Source organism: Rhizobium sp. SJZ105 (genome assembly GCF_007828365.1).
Lineage (GTDB): Bacteria > Pseudomonadota > Alphaproteobacteria > Rhizobiales > Rhizobiaceae > Agrobacterium > Agrobacterium tumefaciens.
On the sequence record NZ_VIUP01000024.1, the window covers coordinates 1 to 22,509 of the forward strand.

The following is a 22,509-nucleotide window of genomic DNA, read 5'->3' on the forward strand; positions in this document are numbered from 1 at the left end:
TTTACGCTGGTAACGCGGGGTGGAGCAGCCCGGTAGCTCGTCAGGCTCATAACCTGAAGGCCGCAGGTTCAAATCCTGCCCCCGCAACCAATATCCCTGCGATCCCAATAAAGCCACGAGGCTTTTTGCGTTTTTGCCCTTCGATCGCCTGGCTCGGCTCAACAGTTCTTCTAGTATTGCCCTCTCGTTGAGGAACTCTGTTTTCCTCTTTCCAGAAGCAAACGTCAGGATCGCGTCAGATCGCCGCGCAGTACTATCACCAGTTCCGCACCATCGGGCACGAGATCAATGCGGTTTACCAGCGTGCGAAGCTTGTCGGCCGCCTGTGCCCTCGTCTCCTCGTTGCCAAGCTGGTCGTGAAGAGCAGCGATCTCCTCATGATAAAACTTTGCCAGATTGGGATGCCGCAGGGGAGGTGGCTCCTCCGCATTTGGGATTTCGGATTACATAGAGGTTTCCGATGACCATGACACGTTTGTTCTGCAGTGAAGTCGATCTTGACGTTAGCAAGGCAAAGAAAGCCGCCCAAGCGGGACCTGTGATCATCACCCATCGCGGCAGGCCATCTCATGTGTTGATGACGTAACACGAGTTCGAGCGCCTCACCGGAAAGCGCAGCAACCTCGTCGAGGACGAAAGAGCACGAACGGCTGATCCCCACCAAATCTCGTCGCCATGTTGCACACCATTAACTGGCAAATACTCTGGTCTACAATGCCGGCGCGCAACGCGCCCTAAACAATCCTAAACCCGCGCTTCCAGAACCATGTTGAAAGGCCCGGTGAAGGCTCGCCTGACGCTGGAAAAGCCACCCAAACGAATGACCTCTGAGAGCTTAGCTTCGCCGGCCTGAGCTCCCAATCCTTCACCAACCTCCTGGTCAAGTGACGTTGGCACGCAGATCATGGTTGAAGCATTGTAGTAAAGGCGGCCGACAGGATTCATATTGTCCGCCGGGCGGTCGCCCGCGATAGGTTCGACGATCATCCAGGTGCCGTCCTTTTTAAGGATACGAGACATGTGCCCCGCACACCCACGCGGATCACCCATATCATGCAGACAGTCGAAACTGGTGATGAGATCGAAATCCGTATCCTTGATGTCTTTGGCCGTCGCCGCCACGAATTTCACCCGGTCGTCCACCCCATGGCTTCGGGCATGCTTGTTCGCCTCTTCTATGGATGGCTCGTGGAAGTCATAGCCTGTGAAGCTGGCGTTGGGGTATGCCTCGGCCATAAGAATTGTCGAGAAGCCGACGCCACAGCCGACATCGGGGACCCGGGCGCCTTTCTCCAGTTTGTCCTCAACGCCATGAAGGGCGGGCAGCCACGATTGGACAATATTGTTCACGTATCCCGGCCGAAAGAACGCGCCCGTTGCGCAGAATAGGCAACCTGCAGTGTCACCCCATCGCACCCCGCCGCCGGTCCGGAAGCTGTGCTCAACCTTGGGCTCTCCCTCGATCATCGCCGCGACCAGATCGAAAGCTCCTTCGAGATAGACGGGGCTGTCCTTGTTGACGAACACCATGGCCTGCTCGGGTGAGAGACTGAACATCCCCGAACCGCTGTCGTAGTCGATGTAGCCGTTTGCCGCCTGTGCCAGCGCCCACTCCCTGACGTAGCGTTCCAACAGGTTACCGGAGGCTGCCGCAAGGCCTGTGGATGTTAGCGGTCCGGCGCGGTGCAACGTATCGAACAGGCCCAATCTCAAGCCAATCCTGACAGTTGGAACACTGAAGGCTCCCCCTAGATCGCCCAGCATTTTGCCAATAAAAGAATTCAGTTTTGTTTCGTCGAGCTGTGTCATTTCATTCCCCCCAATTAATTGAGTTGGCGGGCAAAGGCTGACCGAAAATTTACGCGTCAGTGAATGCTCGTAGGCGACGTAAGATAGCCGAATACCCTGAATTTGTCACGCAAACCAATATCGCTCTATCGGTGGTCCGCTCCTGACTAGCGTTACAGGTAAGAGTGATGGACGATGGCGCGGGGAAGTCGTAAACTGGCTTGAAGACCAGGCAACGATATACTCCCGGGAGGAAGCAATGCCTATCTTCATGGACCGGCACGAGCTTGCCGGAGTTTCAGCGGCGGATATCGCCGCGGCACACCTTAAAGATCTCAACATTCAGGATCAGTACGGCGTCAGGTTCCTGACCTACTGGTTTGATGAAAGGCGTGGTACGGCCTTTTGCCTTATCGATGCTCCAGACGCTGAAACTGCGCAGTGCGTACATCGGGAAGCCCACGGATTTGTCGCCAGTGAAGTTGTGGAAGTCGCTCTGTCCGCTGTGGAAGCGTTTCTCGGGCGAATACAGGATCCCTTGTCGCTTGCTACCATCTCGAAAGATATGGATGCCGGCCACCGTGCGATCCTGTTCACTGATATTGTCGGTTCAACCGAGATGACGGCCCGCCTTGGCGATCGTATGGCGGCGGAACTAGTCCGCGCACACGATGCCCTGGTTCGCGGTTGTCTCGGGCGACGGTCGGGGCGGGAGGTCAAGCACACCGGCGACGGCATAATGGCTGTATTCTCGTCCGTACCGTTTGCCGTGGATTGCGCCATTGATATCCAACGCGAGTTCCATCGCTACAACAGCGGCAATGGTGAGCCCATTCACATCCGCATTGGACTGGATTGTGGTGAGCCGATCGAGGACAGCAATGATTTCTTCGGTGCGACAGTGCAACTGGCAGCCAGGCTCTGTGCCGCGGCCGAGAGCGACCAGATCCTGATATCGGACAAGACCTTCCAAGAATATGGCAGCGCCGATGTCCTCGTCCATGGCAATCAATACAGACTGAAAGGATTTGCCGAGCCGGTCATCGCCTATCGTTGCGAGTGGCTGCACTAGCGACGTGATTTGAAATCTGATGTAGAAATGACCATCAAATGGTGATCTGCGCGGAGCCACCGTGCGGTTTGTTCGGTCGGGCAACACCGCCCTGATGTCTGGCGAGGTGTGGAAACCTGCCCCACCGCCGGGCGGCCGCTCTGCGAAGCCGGAAAACTCTAGCCTCAGCTGGTCCAGAAACCTGGGGCGGTTCAAAATGGGCCGGACTCTAATTTATTCTGGAGGAAATTCTCAGTGGCAGGTCACGGTCACTTTGCAATTCAATGTCGCCTTGGTTGGGAGCATATTGATGAAAAGTTCGGCATTAGATAGAAAAACCACAGAATTCCATTTCAGGCACTGATTTCCATGGCTAATTTGGGAAATCTATAAACGTTGCATGGCATCGGCCGCAAATAATGTACGTTGCGCCGCCAAGCGGTACGCTGCAATGGCGCTGGCAAGAGCGCGATCAAGGATCGATGGAATGGACTTGGCGTATCGCCTCCCGGAGGAATTCTTCACAGAGCGGTTTCTAGTCAGGCGGGTTCAACCATCTGATGGCGACGCAATCTTTGCTGGTTGGGCAACTGATCGTGAAGTGACGAAATATCTCACTTGGCGTCCGCACACAGACCTTTCCCAGACGCAGGAAGCTGCGGAACGCTCCTATCTGGAGTGGGAAGGTGGCTCCACGTTTCCAGCGGTCATTTGCCGACGCGAAGTGCCGAGCGAACTTGTTGGAAGGATTGACGCGCGACTGGCGGGACCGCGAGTTTCCTACGGTTGGCTTGTCCGGAAGGATCACTGGGGACAGGGCGTTGCGACTGAAGTGGTAAAATGGGCAATCGAGCATGCCCTTACCCATCCGATGATCTATCGCACCGAGGCAGCTTGTGATTTCATGAACGTGGCCTCAGCACGTGTGATGGAAAAGGCTGGTATGACCCAGGAAGCGTTGCTTCGGCGGTATCTTTTCCATCCAAATTTGTCGAACGAACCAAGGGACGCTTTCCTGTATTCCAAAGTTCGCTGAGACCGTCCCGGGTTACCAGTCCGGCTGTAGCTTTCCGCATAAACCAACTGGGTCTCTCACGACCGACTCCTATGCGAAATCCAAGGTAAAACCTGGATCATGTTCAGGATGATACGCATACAGCTCTAATCTCCCCGCGGCCTTCAGTCGCCGGACGGTGTCAACATCAGGATGCGCCCACCCTAATCGTGGCGATTCTTCACGAATGAATGGATCTCATGAAGCTGTTGGCTAATCGTGTGAACGAATGATATTTCGGTGAAGGGAGATTATCTGCGCGAGACGGATAAATCGTTGTTATAGCATGGTCGCAAAGAGGGGCGCCTGTTTGAACCCGCCTAAAGGCGTAGTCTTGGATTAGAATTGTTGGATAGCATCGCTAATTTCACTTCTCGCTCATGACGCCTCCGCCATCGCTGCATAGATGGCCCGACTGATATCGGTAGAAAACCGCCCGGCGCCAGACATGCCTTCAAATGCGGTATTGGTCAGGGCCACAACTGTCAGGCCGTTGCTTGGGTCAGTGAACCAGCTATGCCCGTAGGCCCCGCCCCAGCGCCAGGTGCCTGCCGGCTCGGCCACGCCTGCGGCCTGGCTGTCGCGCAGCACCGAAAAACCGAGACCATAGCCCCAGCCCGGCGATCCCTCGATGTCGATCCCGGCTATCTGGTCACGCGCCATCACGGAGGCATGATCGGCAGTCATCATATCACCGCCGCCCTGCCGTAACGCTTCTATCAGCTGCAACAAATCTAACGCTGTGCCGACCATACCGGCGCCGCCTGAAGGAAAAGCCTTGGTATCAAACACCCGTGATGGATCCATCATGACGCTTGCCATACCGGGGAGCAATGGCAAGCAGTCCGGTTCGTGCATCCGGCGGGGACGTGGCGTGGCGTCCGCGTATGCAGCCGTAACCCGGGATGGATCGGAAAGCGCAAAACCGGTATCCTTAAGACGGAGCGGCTCGGTGACGAGCGTGCGGATGGATTCCGGCAAGGCGAGCCCTGTTGCCGCCTCAATCACCGCACCCACAACATCTATCCCCAACGAATAGCGGAATGCCGACCCCGGAGCGAAGGAGAGGGGGACGCCGGCAAGGCGCCGGATGTTGTCGGCAAGCGTCAGGTCGGAGCGGTCCATACCGTCCGACACGCCTGCTTGGGCGAGAGGCCCGCCTTCCGGCTCAAAAAAGCCGTAGCTGAGCCCTGCGCTGTGACTGAGCAGATGACGCAAGGTGATAAGAGCCGGTCGTCCCTCGAAGGTCGGCGTGAACGCCGGTAGCCATTCCGTGATTGGTCGATCGAGATCCAGTATCCCGCGACTGACCAACGCTAGGGCAGCCGCGGCGGAGAAGAGTTTCGAGACGGAGGCCAGTCGGAAGATAGCGTCAGTTCGCATCTCCGTGCCGGCATCCCGGTCGGCGAGCCCTGCTGCGCGGCAATATATTGTTTTGCCGTCGAGCGCGACAAGGACGACAGCACCGACGATGCGTTCGGCTGCAATCGCGCCGTCTATCACAGCGTCCAGGCGCGATACGATCGAAGAATTTGAGGATGTCATGAGAATTTCCTTTGGATCAGGGATTGGCAGCCGGTGGGAAGGCATGATGGCGTGCAAGAAGTGTTGTGATGAATGCCGGGACGAGGAGGATAAGAATGGCTGGGGCGAAGCCGCCAACGCCACTCTGCTGCAGGATCAACCCGCCGACGATACCGCCACCGGCGATGGCCAGGTTCCAGGCGGTGACCAACATGGATTGAGCAACATCCGCAGCATCGCCTGCGGTATTCGAAAGAGCGGTCTGAAACAGCGTGGCGGTTCCGCCAAAAGCGAGGCCCCAGACCGCGATTGCACCGTAGACAACCGCTGGGTTCTCACCCCATAGCCCAAGCGCCAGCGCTGCAAGCCCGAACAAAGCGATGCTGGCGAGCGACAGGCTTCGCAGTTGACGGTCAATCAGGACACCGACGATCCAGATGGCTGCCAGTGCTGTCGTGCCGAAGACCAGAAGCACAAGATCGGTCCGCGCTGCCATGCCGGCCTCGACCAAGAACGGGGCGATATAGGTGTACAGGATGTTGTGAGCGAGGACGAAGGCAATGGTGACGAACAGGACCGGGCGCACGCCGGGCAGAGTAAACACCGTGCCGAGCCCGCGGCGACGCTCCATAGGCTGGCCTCCGAAGTCTGGCACCTTCGCGATAACCCAAACAACCAGTACCAGAGTCAAGCCGCTGATGAGGCCAAAACACGCCCTCCACCCGAGGAGGGTGCCCAGAAAAGTACCGGCCGGAATGCCAAGCGACAGCGCGAGCGGCGTGCCCACCATGGCCACCGCGATAGCCCGTCCCTTTAGTGCCTCGGGCACCATGCGTGCCGCATAGCCTGCGAGCAACGCCCAGAGCAACCCGGCCGAAACGCCGGCACAAAATCGTGCGACCATCGTCAGCAGATAGCTAGAGGAGACGGCTGTAACTGTATTGGCGATTGCGAAACCGGCGATGGCAGCGAGGAGTAACCGCCGCCGTCGTATGCCTTGCGTCGCCGCCGTCAGCGGGATCGCGGCGATGAGCGATCCAATCGCGTAGATCGTCACCATCTGGCCCACCAGTGCGTCCGACACGGCAAGGCCCGCGCCGATCTGCGGCAGCAAAGCTGCGGGCAACGCCTCGGTCAGAATGGTGATGAAGCCGGCCATGGCGAGTGCGAGCAGGCCCGAGAGCGGCAGACGACGAGGTTGGGGCGGGTCGACGGGGGACGCGGCGAATAAGTGCATGTTTGTCATGCCTTGACCATAAGCCGGTCTCCGCGATTGGAGAATTATGCTAGAGTTCTCATCATATCGGACATAGATGTCCGCAATAGGGACTAGTGGATGGAACATCTCGGCGCATTGAATGCCTTCGTTCAAACGGCAGATTGCGGTAGTTTTGCGGGTGCAGCCGCGAGGCTTGGCGTTTCTGGCTCGGCCATCGGCAAGGCGGTCGCGCGGCTGGAAGAGCGGCTTGCCGTTCGCCTCTTCCATCGCTCGACGCGCTCGTTGACGCTGACTGCGGAAGGAGCTCTGTTCCTCGATCGCTGCCGCCGCATATTCAGCGAGATCGAGGCCGCTGAACTGGAGCTGTCGCAAATCCGTCAGGCGCCGCGCGGACGTCTTCGTGTCAGCCTGCCACTAATCGGCATGCTGATGATGCCCGCAGTCATGGCCTTCATGCGTGCCTATCCCGAGATCGAGCTTGACCTCGACTTCACCGACCGGCTGGTGGATGTGATCGACGAAGGTTTCGATGCCGTGGTCCGCACCGGCGAAGCCCGGGACTCGCGATTGATGATGCGTCGGGCAGGGGCATTCTCGCACCGGATCGTCGGATCGCCCGATTATCTCGCGGCGCGTGGCGTGCCTTCGACGCCCGACGATCTGCTCGGTCACGCCTGCCATCATCACAAATATCCGTCCACCGGCAAGCTGGAGCGCTGGCCGATGGTGGCGGACGGCGCGGCCCTTGAACTTGTTCTTCCCGTGACATCGGTAGCAAGCACGCTCGAGCCGCAGATCTGCTTGGCCGAGGGAGGCTTCGGGCTTGCATGCCTGCCGCAATTCGCGATCCGGGAGCAGCTCCGGCGAGGTAGGCTGGTCAGCGTGCTTGAGGACTATATGCAAGAGGTCGGTGCCTTCCACATCCTCTGGCCGGCAAACCGGCATCCCTCGCCGAAGGTGTCCGCCTTCGTCTCCTTTATGGCTGAAAACCTTCTGCGTGAGCAACATAGGTGATTTGTCATTCGCGCGTTCGCACCACGCCTCGCGGCCTTAGGCCTCACTGGCGGCAACTGACGTTCGCTTGAAAGGATCAGGAGATCGTCCGCGCCTACGTGGCCAGCGCAAAGGCCAAGGCGCGCGACGATATTTCCGCCCATTCCGAAGGTCGCTCGCCAGCACTCGGCCAGCCGCCTGGGGCATGGCGTTCAGCGGTCGATTCGAGGCGGGTTTCGATCTTTTCGATCACCGATGCGCTTGCATACGGCATGATCGAACGTCAATGGGGTCGCATCATCACCATCGGTTCATCGGGCATCGAGCGGCCCATTGCCGGTTTCGCCCTGTCGAAAGCGGTTCGCGCCGCGGACGCCGGGCGGTCGAAAACGCTGTCGACGGAGCTCGCGCCTCACGGGGTCACGGTCAACATGATCCTGCTCTGCCGGAGTGACACCGACCGCGTGCGCGTGCTGGATGACATCAGGGCTAGAAACGCCGCGCTTGAGCTAGCTGCCGTGCTGGAAGCGTCGCGCGGGGACATCCCCGGCGGACGTTACGGCTGCGCAGAGGAGTTCGCTGCCGCCGCCATTTTTCTTGCCAGCCAGCAGGCGAGTTACATTACCGGGTCGATGGTGGCGCTATCCGCAGCCTGTGACGCCGCCGCCCGCCTCAGCCCTTCATGCGCAATTTCCCGACCATAAGCTTGTGCTTATTCACCTTGTCGTAGAATGTCTTTCTCGAAATCTTCAGGTGCTTCATCGCCTGTGTGGCGCTTCTACCTGTCGCCGTCAGCGTTGCGGCGATGAGGCGGGCCTCGTAAGCCGTCATCATCGTGGCGAGGCCGGTCATCTCGGCGGATCCGCCGGCGGCGGGAAGCTGCTGTGGGCCGAGCGGTTGCAGCTGGGCAAAACGCTGTAATTCACGTAGGTTGCCCGGCCAGTTATGCGTGAGCCTTGCATGGCTGACGGCGCTCATTTCAGGTAAGGGCGCGCAGTTATTGGCGCTGGCGTGGCGTAGGAAGAAGCGGAAACAGGGCAATATGTCCTCAGGTCTTTCCCGCAGCGGCAGCACGGAACAAACGGGTCCCTAATTCGGCACAACGAGGGGTCTCAGTCAGCAGCCAGATATTCAACCGAGCAAAAGTCTTCACTACGCAAATGCGCCAAGTCTTCATCCAGTTGGCTAAGTCGCATCATATGTGCGGTGATCTGTAGTGAGATGATGTGCCGGTCGTCTATAGAGAAACGTTCCCACCTCTTGAGGTTGTCGATGACCTCAATGAGGTCGAGACGTTCTTGTTCTAGTTTCTCCAAATTCCAGATCATCGCAGCCGGCCTCCCGATTTGACTTGCGTGAAACGTAGCATGGCCGGATCAGTTCAAACCGATAAGATTTAGCGTAAATTTTATCTAAATCGCAAGTTGCTCCAAGCTGCGGTTGGCGTGCTTAAGCAAATCCAGGGGATCCGTCAGCTAGCCACCGCGCTTGGTCGCGAAGAGTGTCGTCGTCGAACGCATGGAACAGGCTTGTACCGATCCAATGCCTCTAGGGAACACCCGCATCATCCGCGGAACCTTGCCGCGCGGCAACGGGAGCTCGAGGTGCGGCTGAAAGTGCTGCTTGGCACATGGATTCTCAACCAACTGCAAAAAGCCGGCGGATGGAATGGATGCGCAGATGCTGCTCCACTTACTGCGGTGTAAGCTGACGCAGATGGCGCTGCGTGATGCCGATCGTGCACTGCTTGGGGATTTGCTCAAAGGGGAAATCGTGGGTGAGGCTGGCTGATCGTTTGCTGGAGGGAGAAGGAGCATGTCCGGTCGCGTCCGGGTCCTGGTCGGCATGTTCAGTCATTGTGGTGGCATTGCAACTGGCCAACAGGTGGCCCGTACTTGCCCACCCCTGTTTGTCGCTTCCCGCCTTCGGAAAAGGGACAAGAAAAAAGCCCGGCACAATGGCCGGGCTTTTGCTGTTGCTGTCCGGGTGAATCAGAATTTTACGCCGAGGCCGACGCGTATTGCATGCTGGTCGACATCTGCATTGATTGCAGCGCCGCCGAAATCGAAATCCTTGTCGCCGAAGTCGGTGTAACGATACTCAACGCGTCCGAACACCATGTCGGTAAACGCGTAGTCGAGACCAACGCCGACGGTGTAGCCGTTGAACGTTTCCTTCACGTCGGCAATGCCCGGAACTTCCGCGTAGCCGCGAGCATAGGCCCAGCCTGCGGTACCATAGACCAGGGCACGGTCAAATGCGTAGCCGACCCGGCCACGAACCGAACCCTGCCAGTCAAACCCGTAGTCAAAGCCCGTGCCAAGGATAGTGGCTGAATCATCGCCCCAGTTCTTTTCGAAGTCTGCTTCGAGGCCAACGACCCAGCTGTTGCCAAGGTCGTAGTTGAAGCCGACGAAACCACCGGCAAGAGCACCATCGAAGTCTGCGGACGTTTGGCCGGGAAGGCCGACGATCGAAGCGTCATTGTTGTTCCAGCCGTAGCCGGCCTGGACACCGGCGGTAAACCCGGTCCAGCTGAACAGCGGCGCAACGTCTGCTGCCGGGGCTGCAGGAACTTCTGATACGGCATCGGCCGCCATTGCAGTCGATGCCGCAAGCACGAATGCGATAGTCGATACGATTTTCTTCATAGTCTCTGAACTCCCTTGTATGAGAGATCATTCATATGCTTTTTTCCTGAAATATGATGTAACCTTTGTGCAACGCCCGCGACCTCAGCAGCTGTCTGCATAAATTTGAGGCTGTCCGGCTTCAGTGAGCGTTTCGTGCAATCACACTCTTTCGGCTCATTTTTCTGGCGCTGGCGGGCCACAGATACCTTCGCCGGGTGACGGCCGTCAGCCGAGCTGGCGCTCAATTGCGGCCTTGTCGATGACCGACCAGACCCTGCGGATTTTTGTCTGTTCGAAGTCGTAGAAAACATGCTCGCAGAACTGAACGCGCCTGCCATTGACCGGAAGGCCCATGAAGGTGGATTTGGGAGTGCAATCGAACGAAAGCCGGGCGCCGATCCGGGTCACGTCGCTGACAAGTATCTCTGCCTGGAACCGAAGGTCTGGAATATCAGCAAAGTCCTTGACCAGCATGTCGCGATAGCCCGACAGGCCTAACGCCCGGCCGTTGTGTTCAACAGTATCGTCGACGAATGCGCCGAGCTCATCGAAGGCCTGACGGTTGAGGCAGTCGAGATAAGCCAGGTAAATGACGTTAAGTGTATGCATGTGTTTCTCCCCTGTCGACATGGCGAATGACGTCCATGGCCCTTGGCTTTCTGGATCACGACCGTGCAGGTCAAACTGTGATGAGCTCGCACCTGCCATCATCTAGTCGGTAAAATCCATCCTGCGGAACGGGCAGTTCGAGCATCTCCAGCTTCGAAAGTCCGAGAAAAACACCCCGAAGAATCCGCCCGAACAGGCCATGGGAAATGGCGATCGTCGGATGCTGGAGATCCGAGATCCATGACGTCGCGCGCTTGCAGGCGTCATCAAAACTTTCGCCATCCGGTGCCCTGAAATACCAGTCGAATGCGTTGGATCCTTCAAGACGCCCAGGAAATTCGGCATCAATCTCAAATCGCGTCATGCCGTCCCAGGAGCCGGTGGTGACCTCAACGAGGCGGTTATCTTCGAGACACGGGAGCGCAACCTCGGCCTGGACCCGTTCTGCTGTCTGTCGCACGCGCCCGAGCGGGCTGATTTGCATCCGGAAAGACTGTTCATCGTCGCAGAGAGCGTCACGGAGCAGGCGCGCGACTTGATCGGCCTGTTCGATACCGCGCGCGGTCAGCGGGGAATCCTGTTGCCCCTGAAACCGGCCAAGACAGTTCCAGACTGTTTCGCCGTGGCGCAGGAGATAGATTGTCGGGACAGCCACGCTTGCTTCACCTTTATGTTCGTAATCGATTGCCATCGCTCGTGGCATCAATACGGAAACGTGCCGATTGCAGCGCATTGATGACCGCCTCCAAGGCCTGATCCCTGTCCTTGCCCGACAACGATAGTACATTGTGCTCGAAAGCCCCGAGATTGGCGAACTGGGCATGAAGATCGGCCACGACCAGCGGATCGCGGAGGCTGTCGCCGCCGCGAGCCTGACAGCGTTCGATTGCTTCTGTTACTGTCGTGCGCAGCACGATGTAGTGCAGCGGGCATGCAAGCGCCAGGAAGGCCGGGAGCCAGTCCGGTCGCACGACGCCATCGAGAATGACGAAATAACCCGCCTCGGCATAGCGACCTGCGACATCGGCGGCGATCTGCATGATCATGCGGTTTTGTTGATCGGATTCGGGAAGTCAGGGATCGATGCGGCCATGCTTGATGTATCCCCACAGATCATCGCTATGAAAATGAACCTTTGGCACGCCGCGCAAGTGCGCAAGCGTTTCGGCTATTGTGGACTTGCCGGAGCCTGGGTGGCCGGAGAGAAGCAGGATATGGCCGCGAAGATCGTCTGTCATGGTCGTTCACTCACCCGGGGCAGGCATTCGGCGGCTGATAGTACGGTCACCGGCCAAAGTTGCCAGGCTGGCGTTTCTTGTCCTCGCCGGTAGACGGGTGAAAGAACCCGCCCTATCTGGCAAAGGTTGTCACCAGGTATGCGGACGCCAGAAGCAGGCTGACGATTGTGAAGAATATCAGGGCCGCCGCCAGTTCATCAAACATGCCTTCGCGTTCATTGCGATTCCAGTCGTAAGCCAAAGCCAACCTCCATCGTTGTTGTGAGAGGAGGGTGGTCGCGTATGGTTAACGAAAACCTAAAATCATTAAGCTGAATTTCGCCGGTACGAAGTGCCATTGACGGCGGGAAGATGGCACATGGCGTCAACCGGCGGGTTCGGAAAAGCTGATTCCGGTTTTGCTGTCGAGGACGATATGCAGGTCTCGGATCATGCCGGCTGCCTGCAGCAGGGCGTTTCGCACGTCGTCATCGCTGCGCCATCCGTGTTCGATGGACAGGGCGACGGTGTGGATGTCGACGACACTGTCGCGACCGGGACCGGAGGGGATTCCGATCGTTTCGCGCATGTCGCGGATTGTCGTTACCGCCCGTTCAAGCATGCGGCGCTTCTGATAGTCGTCGAGGTTCTCGAGCCTGTTGGCGTCGCGGACGAGTTCGGCAATGAAACTGTTGGTCAGGGTCATGGTATGAGGTTGCCGGGTCGACCAGGCGGCGTCAACTGAGAACCGGCAGCGTGGGCTTCAGGCTGCTGTTTTAAGGTGTTGGCGTGATGCCCGTGCATCAGGGCCCAACGCGCGGCGAAATGGATTACGCCGTTTATCATCGTGATACTTATGGTTATATATCATATAAATAAGTAGTTTTTCGGATGTAAAACATTAATACGATAGTAATGGCCGGTGTATCAATTTATCGGGCAATGATGATGAAACAATAGGCCCGTGAGACGAGGCAAATACTCTTGCTCCTGCCAGGTGCGATCCCACAAAGATTCCCGATCAGGATGATTTGGCGCGATCGAGCGTAAGACTTACTGATCGGGAAGCGATTCCTTGATTCTTTGGAAAACTTCCTGTACGGTAAGTCAAACTATGGAGGTTGACGATGTTCAGGTCCGCGCGTGATTTCGGCGCTGCTATCAAGGAGAGACGCAAAGCACTTGGCTGGACGCAAACCGGTCTTGCTGCCCGTTCCGGAACGGGGGAACGCTTCATCGTCGAGCTTGAATCGGGCAAGCCGAGTTGCCAGCTCGAAAAAGCCCTGATCGTCGCACGCGCAGTTGGAATCGATCTTGGCGATCTCAAGACGGTTCAGACTGTGCAAGTCGCGTCGGACGATGACCTCGGCTTTTTGCCGATGTTTGGTGCTGATCAATGACAACCATCTACTACGAGACCTTGCCTGTCGCCCATCTGACTTTTGAAGGCGAATGGAGGTTGGACTATGATCCGGGCTGGGAAGCGCGCCGCCCGGCCTTTCCGGTGTCGCTTACCATGCCGCTGCGTTCCGGATCCGTAGGTGCAGCGAAGCTGCTTCCCTGGCTTGCCAATCTGCTTCCGGAAACCCATCTTGCCGAGATCGGTCAGCGCTTCAAGGTTTCCCCGCAAGATATTGTCGGTCTACTTGCTCATATCGGACGTGACACGGCGGGGGCACTGTCGATCGGGGAGCCGCGCAAAGCTGGCGTCAACCTCCGGCCGGTGCCGGACGAGCAGGCGCTGGAGCGTATTCTCAATGAACTTCCTGCCAAACCCTTTCTGGTCGGAGAGCGCGGTGTTTCCATGTCGCTTGCTGGCGTCCAGGAGAAACTGCCGGTGTTTGTTGACGGGAACGGCCGTATTTCAGTTCCGGTTGATGGGACGCCATCCACGCATATTCTCAAGCCGGATACGAAACGCCTTGCGGGGAGCGTGGAGAACGAAGCCTTTTGCCTGTCGCTTGCACGTGCCTGCGGTCTTGAGGCTGCCGAGGCGACGATCGGAGTAGCTGGCAAGCGGCGTTATCTTCTCGTGAAACGCTATGATCGCTTCACCGACCCTCAAGGCGAGATCCGCAGGTTGCATCAGGAGGATCTTTGCCAGTTAACCGGTTGCTTCCCCTCGCAGAAATACGAGCGATCCTCGACCGGCCGCGGCGTGACCATGAAGATGATGTTTGACGCCGTCAGCGATCTTGTTTCGCCTGGCGAGCGGTTGAAACTTCTCGATGCGGTGATCTTCAATGTCCTGATCTGCAATTCGGATTCGCATGCCAAAAATTACTCTATCCTGATTGGTGCCGGTGGGTCCGCGAAGATGGCTCCACTCTATGACCTGATGTGCGCTGCCGTTTATCGCCAGGTCGACCAGAGCCTGCCGCAGGGGATTTTCGGTCGGTTCCATGCGCCTGACCTGCGGCGTGCCGACTGGCAGGCACTGGCTGATGACATTGGATTGAGCGGCGCGGGGGGAGCTTGCAAAACTGGTCAGCGTCGCATGCGATGAGGTGGCACCATATATCGTCGCCCTCTCCAGCGATCCGACGAGGATTCTTGAGCGAATTACTCACAGCGTTCAAAAGCGGTGCCGGCGAATTCAGGAGCAGATGCATGATCGATGAAACGCATCTTGACTATAATCCGACCACTGATTTGGAAGTCTGTGCGGAATGTTTTGACCGCGAAGTGCTGTTTAGGAAGCAGTTCTACGATGACATCATGTTTCGCTATGCAGGTGTGCCAAAGCGATAGCCAGTAAGCGGGCGAACTTTCGTGACATGACGCCTGTTGTTTCAAAGTTCGAACCGCTGACGAGACGCGAGTTTTTACCACAATGCTACATCGGCAGCACAACGATCCGAAGCTCGACGCATTCAGGTTCGTGTCGCCTGAATGTCGTACCCGCCACCGGGACGTGCGACCGCGTGGATATGATCGGCCGGCTTCGGGAGCAGTAGCCGGTGCGTCAACCGACAGAGAATACTGATGGCTCGGAGGGCGGATCTTCATGCTCGGACGCTATATTGCGAACACATCGGGACCGTGGAGAGCAGCAGTCTTCTTCCTAGCCATGTGCGGGGGTGAACTCGCAGTTTGTTGAAATATAAATTTTGTGATTTAAATACAGATAATTGAGATTGTTTATAAAAGTAATTTGTTAGGATTAAGGTAATTAGCCGCTGCTAAAGGAGCGTCCTCTTGCTACAGGAAACTTGTCGCGCGCGGAATGTCCGCATCGAGATCCCGATCGATGACGTTATAATCGGCCTCTGAAAATTCGGCGCTATTTTCTGTTTGCCTGCTGATCCACAGTACGCACTGTGAAATATCGTCGGTTTCGAAAACGGGCTCTTGCCTGTCAGGCCTGACCCACATCAACACGTAACGCATTGATATTGCTCCAGTTTGATTACAGGGCAAGTTAATATCTAGCTTACCCCAGGTTTGCGTACCCCAATTGGGGTATGTCTGGCTGATCGGGTTCGGGTTTGCTCCAAGACGCTGACTGATGTCGTTAGGTGACGATAAGACGGCTGAGAAATGCAACGAGTGTCTTGCCGACGATTGAGCGCACATCCGTCCGGTCCGTCGTAGAAGCCCGTTGCGCCTGGAAGGCGTACCTACCTGCTGCAGTTGATGGCTTCGGGAGGTGGATGAGAAACGGGCGGCTTCCAGCTCGACAAGTTTGTTTGTTCAAGTATGCATGAAAACAACTTCTGGATCTGGTGCTGTATTCTGGCTATACAAATATACTTTGGTGGGTGAGGGGGAAAATGCCGGTTGATATCGCGGTTTTTCATAATCTGCTGAATCGTTTCCAGGATGCAGCGCTGGAGCCCTCGCGTTGGCCCTCGCTTCTGGAGCAGATTGCTGAGGCAACTGGCGCCGGCGGCATCAATGTCATGGCACCGGCAAGCTCCGGCTCGGTCGGAGGTATTCTTTTCACCGAGAGTTTATCCTCGATCATGGAAGCCTATATAAACGACGGCTGGAACACGCGAGACCACCGGGCAAAATTCATACCGTTGATGAAGCGTAACGGAGTTGTCCTCGAGGAGGATTTCGTCCGTAAAGATGATCTCGATAATCTCGAATACTATAAATTCATGGCGAAGCATGGATTCCAGCATACAGCAGTCGTCAATTTTTCCTCAGGTGAGGACGATTTGTTTTTCGTCCTGCAACGCAGGCTCGGCGATGGTGGGTTCGGGAACGATGACCGGGTTCACCTCGCTACTCTCAGAACCCACCTTCAGATGTCCGCGCGGATCATGGCACTGTTTTCGGCTGGCGACATGAGAGGACGTCTGGCCGCGTTTGAGCGTGCAGATGTTGCGTGCGTTTTCTTTGACCATCGTGGTCATGTGGTAATGGCTAACCAGAAGGCGGATTCGCTTCTCACCGGGGATGTCAGAATAGCGCATGGAAAAATCAGGGCAGCGTCGTCACGGGAGACAGTGGTCTTTGAGACGACGCTGAACAAGGTCATTCGATCGAATGATCTGGCTCACGGCGAAGTCGTGACGTTGACCCGTGGTGAGAAGAGGCCGTTGCTTGCGCGGATCGAAAGGGCTGGGCCAAATGTCCGCGACGTTTTCGCCAGGTCGTACGCAATGGTGCTGTTCGAAGATGTGAGTGATAAACGTTTCATTTCATATGACGTGCTTCATCATCTGTTTGGGCTGACGCCGTCCGAATGTAAAATTACGGCGCTTCTTGCCGACGGTGCCGATCTTAGAACCGTCGCCGGTCATTGTGGAATTCAGTATGAAACGGTTCGTACCCACATTCGGTCAATCCTGCGTAAAACCGGGACCGAACGACAGGCGGAGCTATGTGTCCTTCTTGCTGGCATTCGGCTACGCTAACACGCAAGGCTACTTCAGTATGCGGTGTTCAGCCGCATGATGCTGATGCCTGGTTTTTCGCATCATGCAAAAGTCTTTCCAGATCCTGCTTATAGGCCCGTAGCCCCGGATCGTGCAGGCATTGCTGTACGAGCCGCAGGCTTTCGGTGTAGAGAGCCACACCCGCCTTTGCTGTGCCGCAAATGTCGATTGCATTCCGGGCACGTGTTGCAAACGGTTAGATCTTCTCACTCATATACGTGTCCGAGCAGATATCCTTGCCAGGTACCGCGTGTTCGCTTGCGGCGAAAGCAATCAGGGTTACGGCGCTGGTTCGGATGCATTTTTTAAATTGCATGTTTGAAGTCCCCAAGCTGAATCTTCGCATCTGGGAAGCTTGCGTATTGTCCGCGTCCTGGATGTGAGCGGTTAGAGACAAACAAAAAGACGGAGCTGTCGCATTCTCCAATTAGGGTACGATTATGGTGCCCGTTTATGATGGTGTCTGGCGCATCGTCAGCGCATCGGGCGAGGGATATAGCCTTGCGCTGAGGAATGATTCATCCGTTCAGCGAGAGGTTAGAATGAACTGGCGTGTAACTTTTCTTATCCTTCTGTCATCACTTTCCGTGTTTCCTTTTTCCGGACAGGCTGATGCACGGTGTGAACTGGCCCCGGCTAACGGTGGCCGATCTTACGGGTGCGGCGGTGGCTCTGCGCAACGACAATCATCTGGAGCTGATGCAGCCGCATTGCTGGGGCTGGGCATTGCTATACTGAACGCTCTACCGGAACCCGAGGACAGACCTGTACAGACATTTCGTCCACGCTCGTCGGATAATATCGATCGGATGAGCCGGGCATTTGGCAGAGCAGGCGCAATTGCCAACGCTGCAAGTACGCCCGATCCCAGACCGTCGGTTCAGAGGCCGGTTAGGAATGGCCAGGCCCCTTACGCGAATGATGATTGCGTAGCATTTAAACAGCGCAGTCGGGGCAGGATCGATTGGGACTACGTTGACGTCATCAACAAGTGCAATATCCCCGTACAGGTCGTCATGTGCTACTACATGCCCGGAGATGAGCGGAAATGTGCCGGCAAATCAGCTTGGGGTACGACCTCAACAATCGGTTCTCGTGGGAAAACAGTAAGCGTCTCGGACACCCGTTCGCACCCATACAAAGTAAAGTACTTTGTATGTGACATGAGTGGTGTGAGCAACAACAGCAAAATGTGCTTGCGACCCAAGGTGTGATGTCTCATGGGCAGCGGTTTCTGTACGAGGAGCCGCTGACTGTATTTGATTATGTAATTCAAATTTTTGTATTTAGATATACTACTTAATACTCGGTACGGTTCTTTCTTTTGCACCGGCTCCCGGCGGCTGAGTTATTCTGCCACTTTTTCCAACACGGTTCGAAAATTTTGGAGCCTATCATCACGCTGCAGTCCGCGAGCCCGTCATTATCACCAAGAACGGTCGGCGTCGCCCCGTTGTGATTGCCTATGAGGACTATATGCGCCTCGCAAAGCGTGATCGCCGAGTCGAACTTTCGACGACGCTCGGCGACGATGACCTCGCCGCCACTGAAGCATCGCAGATGGAGCCGGGTCTGGAACATCTCAACGCCGAACTGTTGACGGACAAGCATTCTGCCGACTGAACCAAAGGTCGGCGGGCTGTTCAGATATTCGCACCTTTGGCATTGGCCGCACCTCGAAGGCCGTGAGGAGGGCGACAAGGATCGACCGGTGCTGGTTCTGGCGATAGTTGACGAAAGCTTCGATGAAGCGGACGGGGTTGTCCGGGTCGACGTAACCATCAACCGCTTCCGGCAGAAGCAGCAATTGCGTGCGATCTGTTCATGAGAGATGTGCCATGGCAGAATCCAGCGCAATATAGTGCTGTGTGGAATTAGCCAAGCCGTTTCAAGAAAGATTTACGTGAGCGACAAACTACATCTGGAATTACAGGCGACCGATCTTCTGAAGATGTTCAATCAACTCCCACCTTTTGGGGGTAAAGTCATTTTCCTTATAACGGCTTTATATGTGTCGGCTGCCGGATTGCCGCCAGCGGCGGTCTCCGGCGGCGATTGGCTCAGTCAGGTTGCCGTTGCTTATCTGGTGCGGGATGTTTGTTGCTGCAGTTGATGTGGTTTGAGCGTCCGTGCACTCAGTACGATCCTTTCTTTGGCGCTGGCTTCCGGCGGCTAAGTTATGCCGCTACCTTTTCCGGCATGGCTCAAATCACCGACTTGCGATTTATGTAAATGCTATTATATTGGCAGTAATGTCGTTTATTTGTATTTGGGTGATAATATGTTAGCATTTAGGATGGCATCCCCGGTGGAAGTTATCAGAGGTTTGGCGGACAGAATGAAGCGCCGACGGATTGAGCATGGATTGACCCAGCGTGAACTGGCTTCGAGATCGAATGTGTCCTACGGATCGTTGAGGCTATTCGAAGAAACCGGGAAAATTTCGCTCGAGAGCCTTGTGAAAATTGCGTTTGCCCTTGAGGCGGAGGCGGAGTTCGAACGCTTGTTTCCAGGTCGGCCGCCGCAGAATATCGATGATGTCATTGATCGTCCTCTCAAGCAGCGTGTGCGCCGGAAATGAAGTTCAAGCCAATCCAGCAGATTAAGGTTTATCTGAATCTCGAAGGGAACGAGAGGAAACTCGGTACCCTCGCCTGGAGTGGCAAGGAACGGAGGGCTTACTTCGAGTACGCGGCGGAGTTTCTGACATCGCCCCTTTTGATTTCTCCATTCCATATGATGGCGGCCACCGGGTTGATTGCGGCGCCTCGCGATCCGTTCGACGGGCTCCATGGGCTATTCAACGACAGCCTGCCTGACGGGTGGGGTCGTCTGTTGCTGGACCGCCGTCTACAGCGAGCGGGCATTGATTACACCCGGCTCACGCCGGTTGACCGTCTCTCGGCGGTGGGCAGAACGGGAATGGGGGCACTCTCATACATTCCGGAATTGCCAGACGATCAGAAACAACAGGCCGTCACTGATCTCGATTGGTTCGCTGATCAGGTGGAGTTGGTACAGACGGAGATGGACATCGCCGACATCGATCGTTTGCAGGGCGCACAGGGCGGATCCGCGGGTGCACGTCCGAAGATTATGATCGGCTTCAACCAAGTGGAAAATACCTGTGTTCTGGACTACGGCCAGCCGTTGGGCGCGGGGTTTGAAAGGTGGATGGTCAAGGCACCTAGTTCCGATGATCCGCGGGAGATTGGCGCTGAAGAAAGAGCCTATGCGCTTATGGCGGTAGCTGCAGGACTGACGATGGCTGACACGCAGCTGTTGGAGACCCGGAAAGGAAGGCGGCTTTTCGCGACGAAACGTTTTGACAGGACACCTGCCGGCAGGCTCCACATGCACACGGCAAGCGGCCTGTTGAATGCCAGCCATCGTGAGGCGAGTGTGAACTATGAGCAACTTCACAAGCTGACCCATATGATGACCCGCGACGCTGCGGAAGTCCTCAAGATGTTTCGAAATATGGTGTTCAATGTCTATGCCAGAAATCGCGACGACCATGCTAAAAACCATGCATTTCTTATGGACGGGAATGGTAGGTGGTCTCTGGCACCCGCATACGATCTTACGTTTTCGTCCGGGCCAGGCGGTGAGCACAGTGCTGCAATAGCCGGGGAAGGTAGAACCCCCGGCATGTCTCACCTTTTGGCGGTCTCCAAAGCGGCTTCGATCCCGGATCAATATGCCAGGGAGGTTATAGAGCAGGTTCGAGAGGCCGTAGATCGGTGGCCCCAGTTTGCGGAAGAAGTTCGGCTATCCAGATCCCGTACTGCTGAACTCGACAAATTCCTGAATGGTAATCGGCTGGCTGATCGGCAATTTTAGTGGCCCTTGGCGGCGCTCATCGGTTTAGGTGAACGTCAAGCCGTACCTTACACGCCTTTTATGATGTCGCAGATGCCCTTGCGGATGACATCCTTGTCGGCGATCTGTCCTGCCTGAATGTTGAAAACAGCATCGATCCGGACAGCTGCGCCTTTCTGGCGGGCGACAACGCGCAGCGTCTGAATCCTGCCACTTCCGCTGGTTTCCTGGTGGGCATCGATTGACGACAGTGCCTTGTTGATCTGGATACCTGAGAAACCTTCTGCTGCGACGGCCTGGGCTAGCTTTTGAAGGACAGCGGGTGCTTTGGCTTTCGGCAGTTCCTGAAAGGATTTGTAAGAGACAGCCGTGACCATCGGCACACCTGAGGGCATTGCCGAGTTGTTTAGCGTTGGGTGCGATCGACGCTGTGTTGGCAGTTTCAGACTGTCATTTCAGCGGCATAGTGCGCCCACAGGCTGAACGCGTCAGCCCGTGCATGGCGGTATGAAATGGCGCTCAGAGTGTAGCGGCGAGGACGGAAGATCGTGTTGATTTGATCGTAGGCCGACAGGAAGCGCTGTGCGTGGCGTGTCGACTTGAACCGACCCATGATCTTCTCGCGTTTTCGGGTCTGCCGGTGGGAATTTTCAATTCGGTTGTTCAGCCCCTTGTGCGCCCGGTGATCGGCATCCGGAGCGATGGCCTGGATCGTCCCCACGTCGCTACTCAGTTTGTCCGTCACGACCACGCGCGGCTGACCAAACTGCCTGACCAGCCTGGAGAAGAAGCGTCTGGCAGCCCTGCTGTTGCGGCGAGCCTGAACCAGGATATTGAACCGCTCCGGGTTTGCCGGAGGCTCCAACTTCTGAGAGAGTGGAGCCATCATGAGCAAGACAACGAACAAGTTTTCACCTGAAGTCCGTCAACGTGCCATTCGTATGGTGCTGGATCACGAAGCCGAGCACCCTTCGCGGTGGGCTGCCGTTTCATCTATCGCTGCCAAGATCGGCTGCTCGCCAGCCACGCTGCATGAATGGGTAAAGAAGACCGAGGTCGACAGCGGCAAACGAGCAGGCCTGCCGAGCGATGTCGCCGAGAAGATGAAGGCTCTCGAGCGGGAGAACCGCGAGCTTCGTCAGGCCAACGAGATTTTGCGCAAAGCTTCGGCCTATTTCGCCATGGCGGAGCTCGACCGCCCCTTCAAGCGATGATTTCGTTCATCGACGAACACCGTGGTGTGTTCGGGGTCGAGCCGATCTGCAGACTGCTGCCGATCGCCCCGTCAACCTACTACGAGAATGCCGCCAAACGTCTGGACGTGGATCGCCTGTCGATCCGCGCCCGCAGCGATATCGGCCTGAAGATTGAGATACGTCGTGTCTTCGAACAGAACTTCCGCGTCTATGGCGTTCGCAAGGTCTGGCGGCAATTGAAGCGTGAAGGCTTTGACGTCGCCCGCTGCAGTGTCGCCAGGCTTATGAGGTCGATGCGCCTGCAGGGTATCATTCGAGGTAAGCCGATCCGCACGACGTTCTCGGACAAGTCGGCCCCGAACCCGCTTGACCGGGTTAACCGCCACTTCAAAGCCCCAGCACCAAACAGGCTGTGGGTTTCGGACTTCACCTATGGTGCGCCTCGCCCCAAACGGGGAGGCATATGACTGGAATGCAAAGAGAAAGGAGGATGTGAAGACTTGCCTGCCCCCTG

The 22,509-nt window shown here is 56.6% G+C and carries 25 protein-coding genes, 1 tRNA gene, 5 pseudogenes and 1 other annotated feature; of the genes and pseudogenes, 18 read left to right on the forward strand and 13 right to left on the reverse strand.

Going from position 1 to position 22,509, the window contains the following annotated elements; translation table 11 throughout:
• Positions 1 to 13: 13 nt before the first annotated feature.
• Both FB593_RS26470 and FB593_RS28005 read left to right on the forward strand, forming a co-directional pair.
• Positions 14 to 90 (forward strand) — tRNA-Met (locus FB593_RS26470).
• A gap of 370 nt (positions 91 to 460) precedes the next feature.
• Positions 461 to 583 (forward strand): annotated as a pseudogene (locus FB593_RS28005) (type II toxin-antitoxin system Phd/YefM family antitoxin); the annotation flags it as partial.
• 161 nt (positions 584 to 744) lie between these two features.
• Here FB593_RS28005 and FB593_RS26480 read toward each other — a convergent pair.
• Entirely contained in the window at positions 745 to 1,809 is a 1,065-nt protein-coding gene (locus FB593_RS26480; protein WP_145167514.1) for a class I SAM-dependent methyltransferase, read from the reverse strand.
• 238 nt (positions 1,810 to 2,047) lie between these two features.
• Here FB593_RS26480 and FB593_RS26485 point away from each other — a divergent pair, with 238 nt between their 5' ends.
• Together FB593_RS26485 and FB593_RS26490 are read left to right on the forward strand one after the other, a co-directional pair.
• Positions 2,048 to 2,860, forward strand: a complete 813-nt coding sequence (locus FB593_RS26485) for a nickel-binding protein (protein WP_076846200.1) — start codon at positions 2,048 to 2,050, stop codon at positions 2,858 to 2,860.
• A gap of 466 nt (positions 2,861 to 3,326) precedes the next feature.
• Entirely contained in the window at positions 3,327 to 3,875 is a 549-nt protein-coding gene (locus FB593_RS26490) for a GNAT family N-acetyltransferase (RefSeq protein WP_076846202.1), read from the forward strand.
• 396 nt (positions 3,876 to 4,271) lie between these two features.
• Here the strand turns inward: FB593_RS26490 and FB593_RS26495 are convergent, their stop codons facing one another.
• Both FB593_RS26495 and FB593_RS26500 read right to left on the reverse strand, forming a co-directional pair.
• Complete coding sequence (locus FB593_RS26495; RefSeq protein WP_076846199.1) at positions 4,272 to 5,438, reverse strand: serine hydrolase domain-containing protein; 1,167 nt, start codon at positions 5,436 to 5,438, stop codon at positions 4,272 to 4,274.
• Positions 5,439 to 5,454: 16 nt separating this feature from the next.
• Positions 5,455 to 6,663 (reverse strand): MFS transporter, encoded by a 1,209-nt coding sequence (locus FB593_RS26500; protein WP_145167517.1) that lies wholly within the window; start codon positions 6,661 to 6,663, stop codon positions 5,455 to 5,457.
• Between the two features lie 90 nt (positions 6,664 to 6,753).
• On the opposite strand from FB593_RS26500, the gene FB593_RS26505 reads away from it, so the two are divergent.
• The gene (locus FB593_RS26505) at positions 6,754 to 7,650 is read left to right on the forward strand and encodes a LysR family transcriptional regulator (protein WP_013762454.1); all 897 of its coding nucleotides are present in this window, start codon (positions 6,754 to 6,756) and stop codon (positions 7,648 to 7,650) included.
• 98 nt (positions 7,651 to 7,748) lie between these two features.
• Positions 7,749 to 8,333, forward strand: a complete 585-nt coding sequence (locus FB593_RS26510) for an SDR family oxidoreductase (RefSeq protein WP_013762455.1) — start codon at positions 7,749 to 7,751, stop codon at positions 8,331 to 8,333.
• Here the strand turns inward: FB593_RS26510 and FB593_RS26515 are convergent.
• Both FB593_RS26515 and FB593_RS26520 read right to left on the reverse strand, forming a co-directional pair.
• Positions 8,302 to 8,703 (reverse strand): hypothetical protein, encoded by a 402-nt coding sequence (locus tag FB593_RS26515; RefSeq protein WP_145167519.1) that lies wholly within the window; start codon positions 8,701 to 8,703, stop codon positions 8,302 to 8,304. The two genes, FB593_RS26510 and FB593_RS26515, sit on opposite strands and share 32 nt — an antisense overlap.
• Before the next feature lie 38 nt (positions 8,704 to 8,741).
• The gene (locus tag FB593_RS26520) at positions 8,742 to 8,957 is read right to left on the reverse strand and encodes a hypothetical protein (RefSeq protein WP_019567388.1); all 216 of its coding nucleotides are present in this window, start codon (positions 8,955 to 8,957) and stop codon (positions 8,742 to 8,744) included.
• Between the two features lie 340 nt (positions 8,958 to 9,297).
• Here FB593_RS26520 and FB593_RS28010 point away from each other — a divergent pair, with 340 nt between their 5' ends.
• Entirely contained in the window at positions 9,298 to 9,420 is a 123-nt protein-coding gene (locus FB593_RS28010) for a hypothetical protein (RefSeq protein ID WP_003518941.1), read from the forward strand.
• Between the two features lie 200 nt (positions 9,421 to 9,620).
• Here the strand turns inward: FB593_RS28010 and FB593_RS26525 are convergent, their stop codons facing one another.
• The 6 genes and pseudogenes from FB593_RS26525 to FB593_RS26545 form a co-directional block, all read right to left on the reverse strand.
• The gene (locus FB593_RS26525; RefSeq protein WP_013762458.1) at positions 9,621 to 10,280 is read right to left on the reverse strand and encodes an outer membrane protein; all 660 of its coding nucleotides are present in this window, start codon (positions 10,278 to 10,280) and stop codon (positions 9,621 to 9,623) included.
• Between the two features lie 207 nt (positions 10,281 to 10,487).
• Positions 10,488 to 10,871, reverse strand: coding sequence for an ester cyclase (locus FB593_RS26530; RefSeq protein ID WP_025594780.1), 384 nt, complete (start codon positions 10,869 to 10,871; stop codon positions 10,488 to 10,490).
• Positions 10,872 to 10,941: 70 nt separating this feature from the next.
• A complete protein-coding gene (locus tag FB593_RS26535) occupies positions 10,942 to 11,562 on the reverse strand; it encodes a histidine phosphatase family protein (protein WP_025594779.1) in 621 nt (206 codons plus the stop codon).
• Positions 11,540 to 12,109, reverse strand: a pseudogene (locus FB593_RS26540) (AAA family ATPase). The gene FB593_RS26535 and the pseudogene FB593_RS26540 overlap by 23 nt, the downstream one beginning before the upstream one ends.
• Before the next feature lie 112 nt (positions 12,110 to 12,221).
• A complete protein-coding gene (locus FB593_RS28015; RefSeq protein WP_003518932.1) occupies positions 12,222 to 12,350 on the reverse strand; it encodes a hypothetical protein in 129 nt (42 codons plus the stop codon).
• A gap of 123 nt (positions 12,351 to 12,473) precedes the next feature.
• Positions 12,474 to 12,794 carry a hypothetical protein gene (locus FB593_RS26545; protein ID WP_013762464.1) on the reverse strand — a complete coding sequence of 107 codons (321 nt, stop codon included), beginning with the start codon at positions 12,792 to 12,794 and terminating at the stop codon, positions 12,474 to 12,476.
• Between the two features lie 421 nt (positions 12,795 to 13,215).
• On the opposite strand from FB593_RS26545, the gene FB593_RS26550 reads away from it, so the two are divergent.
• The 10 genes and pseudogenes from FB593_RS26550 (at position 13,216) to FB593_RS26595 (ending at position 20,820) form a co-directional block, all read left to right on the forward strand.
• The gene (locus tag FB593_RS26550) at positions 13,216 to 13,488 is read left to right on the forward strand and encodes a helix-turn-helix domain-containing protein (RefSeq protein WP_013762465.1); all 273 of its coding nucleotides are present in this window, start codon (positions 13,216 to 13,218) and stop codon (positions 13,486 to 13,488) included.
• Positions 13,485 to 14,594: a type II toxin-antitoxin system HipA family toxin gene (locus FB593_RS26555; protein WP_321186346.1), complete on the forward strand. Its 1,110-nt coding sequence runs from the start codon at positions 13,485 to 13,487 to the stop codon at positions 14,592 to 14,594. The genes FB593_RS26550 and FB593_RS26555 overlap by 4 nt, the downstream gene beginning before the upstream one ends.
• Positions 14,595 to 14,698: 104 nt before the next feature.
• A complete protein-coding gene (locus tag FB593_RS27670; protein ID WP_156390030.1) occupies positions 14,699 to 14,839 on the forward strand; it encodes a hypothetical protein in 141 nt (46 codons plus the stop codon).
• Positions 14,840 to 15,861: 1,022 nt separating this feature from the next.
• On the forward strand, positions 15,862 to 16,956 hold the full coding sequence (locus FB593_RS26570) for a helix-turn-helix transcriptional regulator (protein WP_013762468.1): 1,095 nt from the start codon (positions 15,862 to 15,864) through the stop codon (positions 16,954 to 16,956).
• 633 nt (positions 16,957 to 17,589) lie between these two features.
• Positions 17,590 to 17,715, forward strand: coding sequence for a hypothetical protein (locus FB593_RS28020; protein ID WP_256372464.1), 126 nt, complete (start codon positions 17,590 to 17,592; stop codon positions 17,713 to 17,715).
• 612 nt (positions 17,716 to 18,327) lie between these two features.
• Positions 18,328 to 18,600, forward strand: coding sequence for a type II toxin-antitoxin system prevent-host-death family antitoxin (locus FB593_RS26575; RefSeq protein WP_060642209.1), 273 nt, complete (start codon positions 18,328 to 18,330; stop codon positions 18,598 to 18,600).
• Positions 18,587 to 18,748: pseudogene (locus tag FB593_RS28025) on the forward strand (plasmid maintenance toxin (PemK-like)); the annotation flags it as partial. The gene FB593_RS26575 and the pseudogene FB593_RS28025, both read left to right, overlap by 14 nt.
• Positions 18,749 to 18,880: 132 nt before the next feature.
• Positions 18,881 to 19,090, forward strand: coding sequence for a hypothetical protein (locus tag FB593_RS26585; protein WP_139104336.1), 210 nt, complete (start codon positions 18,881 to 18,883; stop codon positions 19,088 to 19,090).
• Positions 19,091 to 19,285: 195 nt separating this feature from the next.
• Positions 19,286 to 19,558 (forward strand): helix-turn-helix domain-containing protein, encoded by a 273-nt coding sequence (locus FB593_RS26590; RefSeq protein ID WP_236735824.1) that lies wholly within the window; start codon positions 19,286 to 19,288, stop codon positions 19,556 to 19,558.
• The gene (locus FB593_RS26595; RefSeq protein ID WP_060642210.1) at positions 19,555 to 20,820 is read left to right on the forward strand and encodes a type II toxin-antitoxin system HipA family toxin; all 1,266 of its coding nucleotides are present in this window, start codon (positions 19,555 to 19,557) and stop codon (positions 20,818 to 20,820) included. Before FB593_RS26590 ends, FB593_RS26595 begins: the two co-directional genes overlap by 4 nt.
• Positions 20,821 to 20,867: 47 nt before the next feature.
• Here FB593_RS26595 and FB593_RS26600 read toward each other — a convergent pair whose 3' ends face one another.
• Complete coding sequence (locus FB593_RS26600; protein ID WP_065687635.1) at positions 20,868 to 21,245, reverse strand: hypothetical protein; 378 nt, start codon at positions 21,243 to 21,245, stop codon at positions 20,868 to 20,870.
• Positions 21,242 to 21,634 (reverse strand): annotated as a pseudogene (locus tag FB593_RS26605) (DDE-type integrase/transposase/recombinase); the annotation flags it as partial. The pseudogene FB593_RS26605 and the gene FB593_RS26600, both read right to left, overlap by 4 nt.
• A 52-nt stretch (positions 21,635 to 21,686) precedes the next feature.
• Here FB593_RS26605 and FB593_RS26610 point away from each other — a divergent pair.
• A pseudogene (locus FB593_RS26610) lies at positions 21,687 to 22,435 on the forward strand (IS3 family transposase); the annotation flags it as partial.
• Positions 21,968 to 22,084 (forward strand) — a sequence feature (AL1L pseudoknot). Its footprint overlaps the pseudogene before it by 117 nt.
• Positions 22,436 to 22,509: the final 74 nt, after the last annotated feature.

What these genes read in the sequence shown, in the direction of transcription:
- FB593_RS26550 (WP_013762465.1), top strand. Translation starts at nt 13,216, where the DNA reads ATGTTCAGGTCCGCGCGTGATTTCGGCGCTGCTATCAAGGAGAGACGC.
- FB593_RS26595 (WP_060642210.1), top strand. Translation starts at nt 19,555, where the DNA reads ATGAAGTTCAAGCCAATCCAGCAGATTAAGGTTTATCTGAATCTCGAA.
- FB593_RS26525 (WP_013762458.1), bottom strand. Translation starts at nt 10,280, where the DNA reads ATGAAGAAAATCGTATCGACTATCGCATTCGTGCTTGCGGCATCGACT.
- FB593_RS27670 (WP_156390030.1), top strand. Translation starts at nt 14,699, where the DNA reads ATGATCGATGAAACGCATCTTGACTATAATCCGACCACTGATTTGGAA.
- FB593_RS28020 (WP_256372464.1), top strand. Translation starts at nt 17,590, where the DNA reads ATGCACGGTGTGAACTGGCCCCGGCTAACGGTGGCCGATCTTACGGGT.
- FB593_RS26505 (WP_013762454.1), top strand. Translation starts at nt 6,754, where the DNA reads ATGGAACATCTCGGCGCATTGAATGCCTTCGTTCAAACGGCAGATTGC.
- FB593_RS28010 (WP_003518941.1), top strand. Translation starts at nt 9,298, where the DNA reads ATGGATGCGCAGATGCTGCTCCACTTACTGCGGTGTAAGCTGACGCAG.
- FB593_RS26490 (WP_076846202.1), top strand. Translation starts at nt 3,327, where the DNA reads ATGGACTTGGCGTATCGCCTCCCGGAGGAATTCTTCACAGAGCGGTTT.
- FB593_RS26500 (WP_145167517.1), bottom strand. Translation starts at nt 6,663, where the DNA reads ATGACAAACATGCACTTATTCGCCGCGTCCCCCGTCGACCCGCCCCAA.
- FB593_RS26570 (WP_013762468.1), top strand. Translation starts at nt 15,862, where the DNA reads ATGCCGGTTGATATCGCGGTTTTTCATAATCTGCTGAATCGTTTCCAG.
- FB593_RS26480 (WP_145167514.1), bottom strand. Translation starts at nt 1,809, where the DNA reads ATGACACAGCTCGACGAAACAAAACTGAATTCTTTTATTGGCAAAATG.
- FB593_RS26530 (WP_025594780.1), bottom strand. Translation starts at nt 10,871, where the DNA reads ATGCATACACTTAACGTCATTTACCTGGCTTATCTCGACTGCCTCAAC.
- FB593_RS26485 (WP_076846200.1), top strand. Translation starts at nt 2,048, where the DNA reads ATGCCTATCTTCATGGACCGGCACGAGCTTGCCGGAGTTTCAGCGGCG.
- FB593_RS26495 (WP_076846199.1), bottom strand. Translation starts at nt 5,438, where the DNA reads ATGACATCCTCAAATTCTTCGATCGTATCGCGCCTGGACGCTGTGATA.
- FB593_RS26555 (WP_321186346.1), top strand. Translation starts at nt 13,485, where the DNA reads ATGACAACCATCTACTACGAGACCTTGCCTGTCGCCCATCTGACTTTT.
- FB593_RS26545 (WP_013762464.1), bottom strand. Translation starts at nt 12,794, where the DNA reads ATGACCCTGACCAACAGTTTCATTGCCGAACTCGTCCGCGACGCCAAC.
- FB593_RS26535 (WP_025594779.1), bottom strand. Translation starts at nt 11,562, where the DNA reads ATGGCAATCGATTACGAACATAAAGGTGAAGCAAGCGTGGCTGTCCCG.
- FB593_RS26520 (WP_019567388.1), bottom strand. Translation starts at nt 8,957, where the DNA reads ATGATCTGGAATTTGGAGAAACTAGAACAAGAACGTCTCGACCTCATT.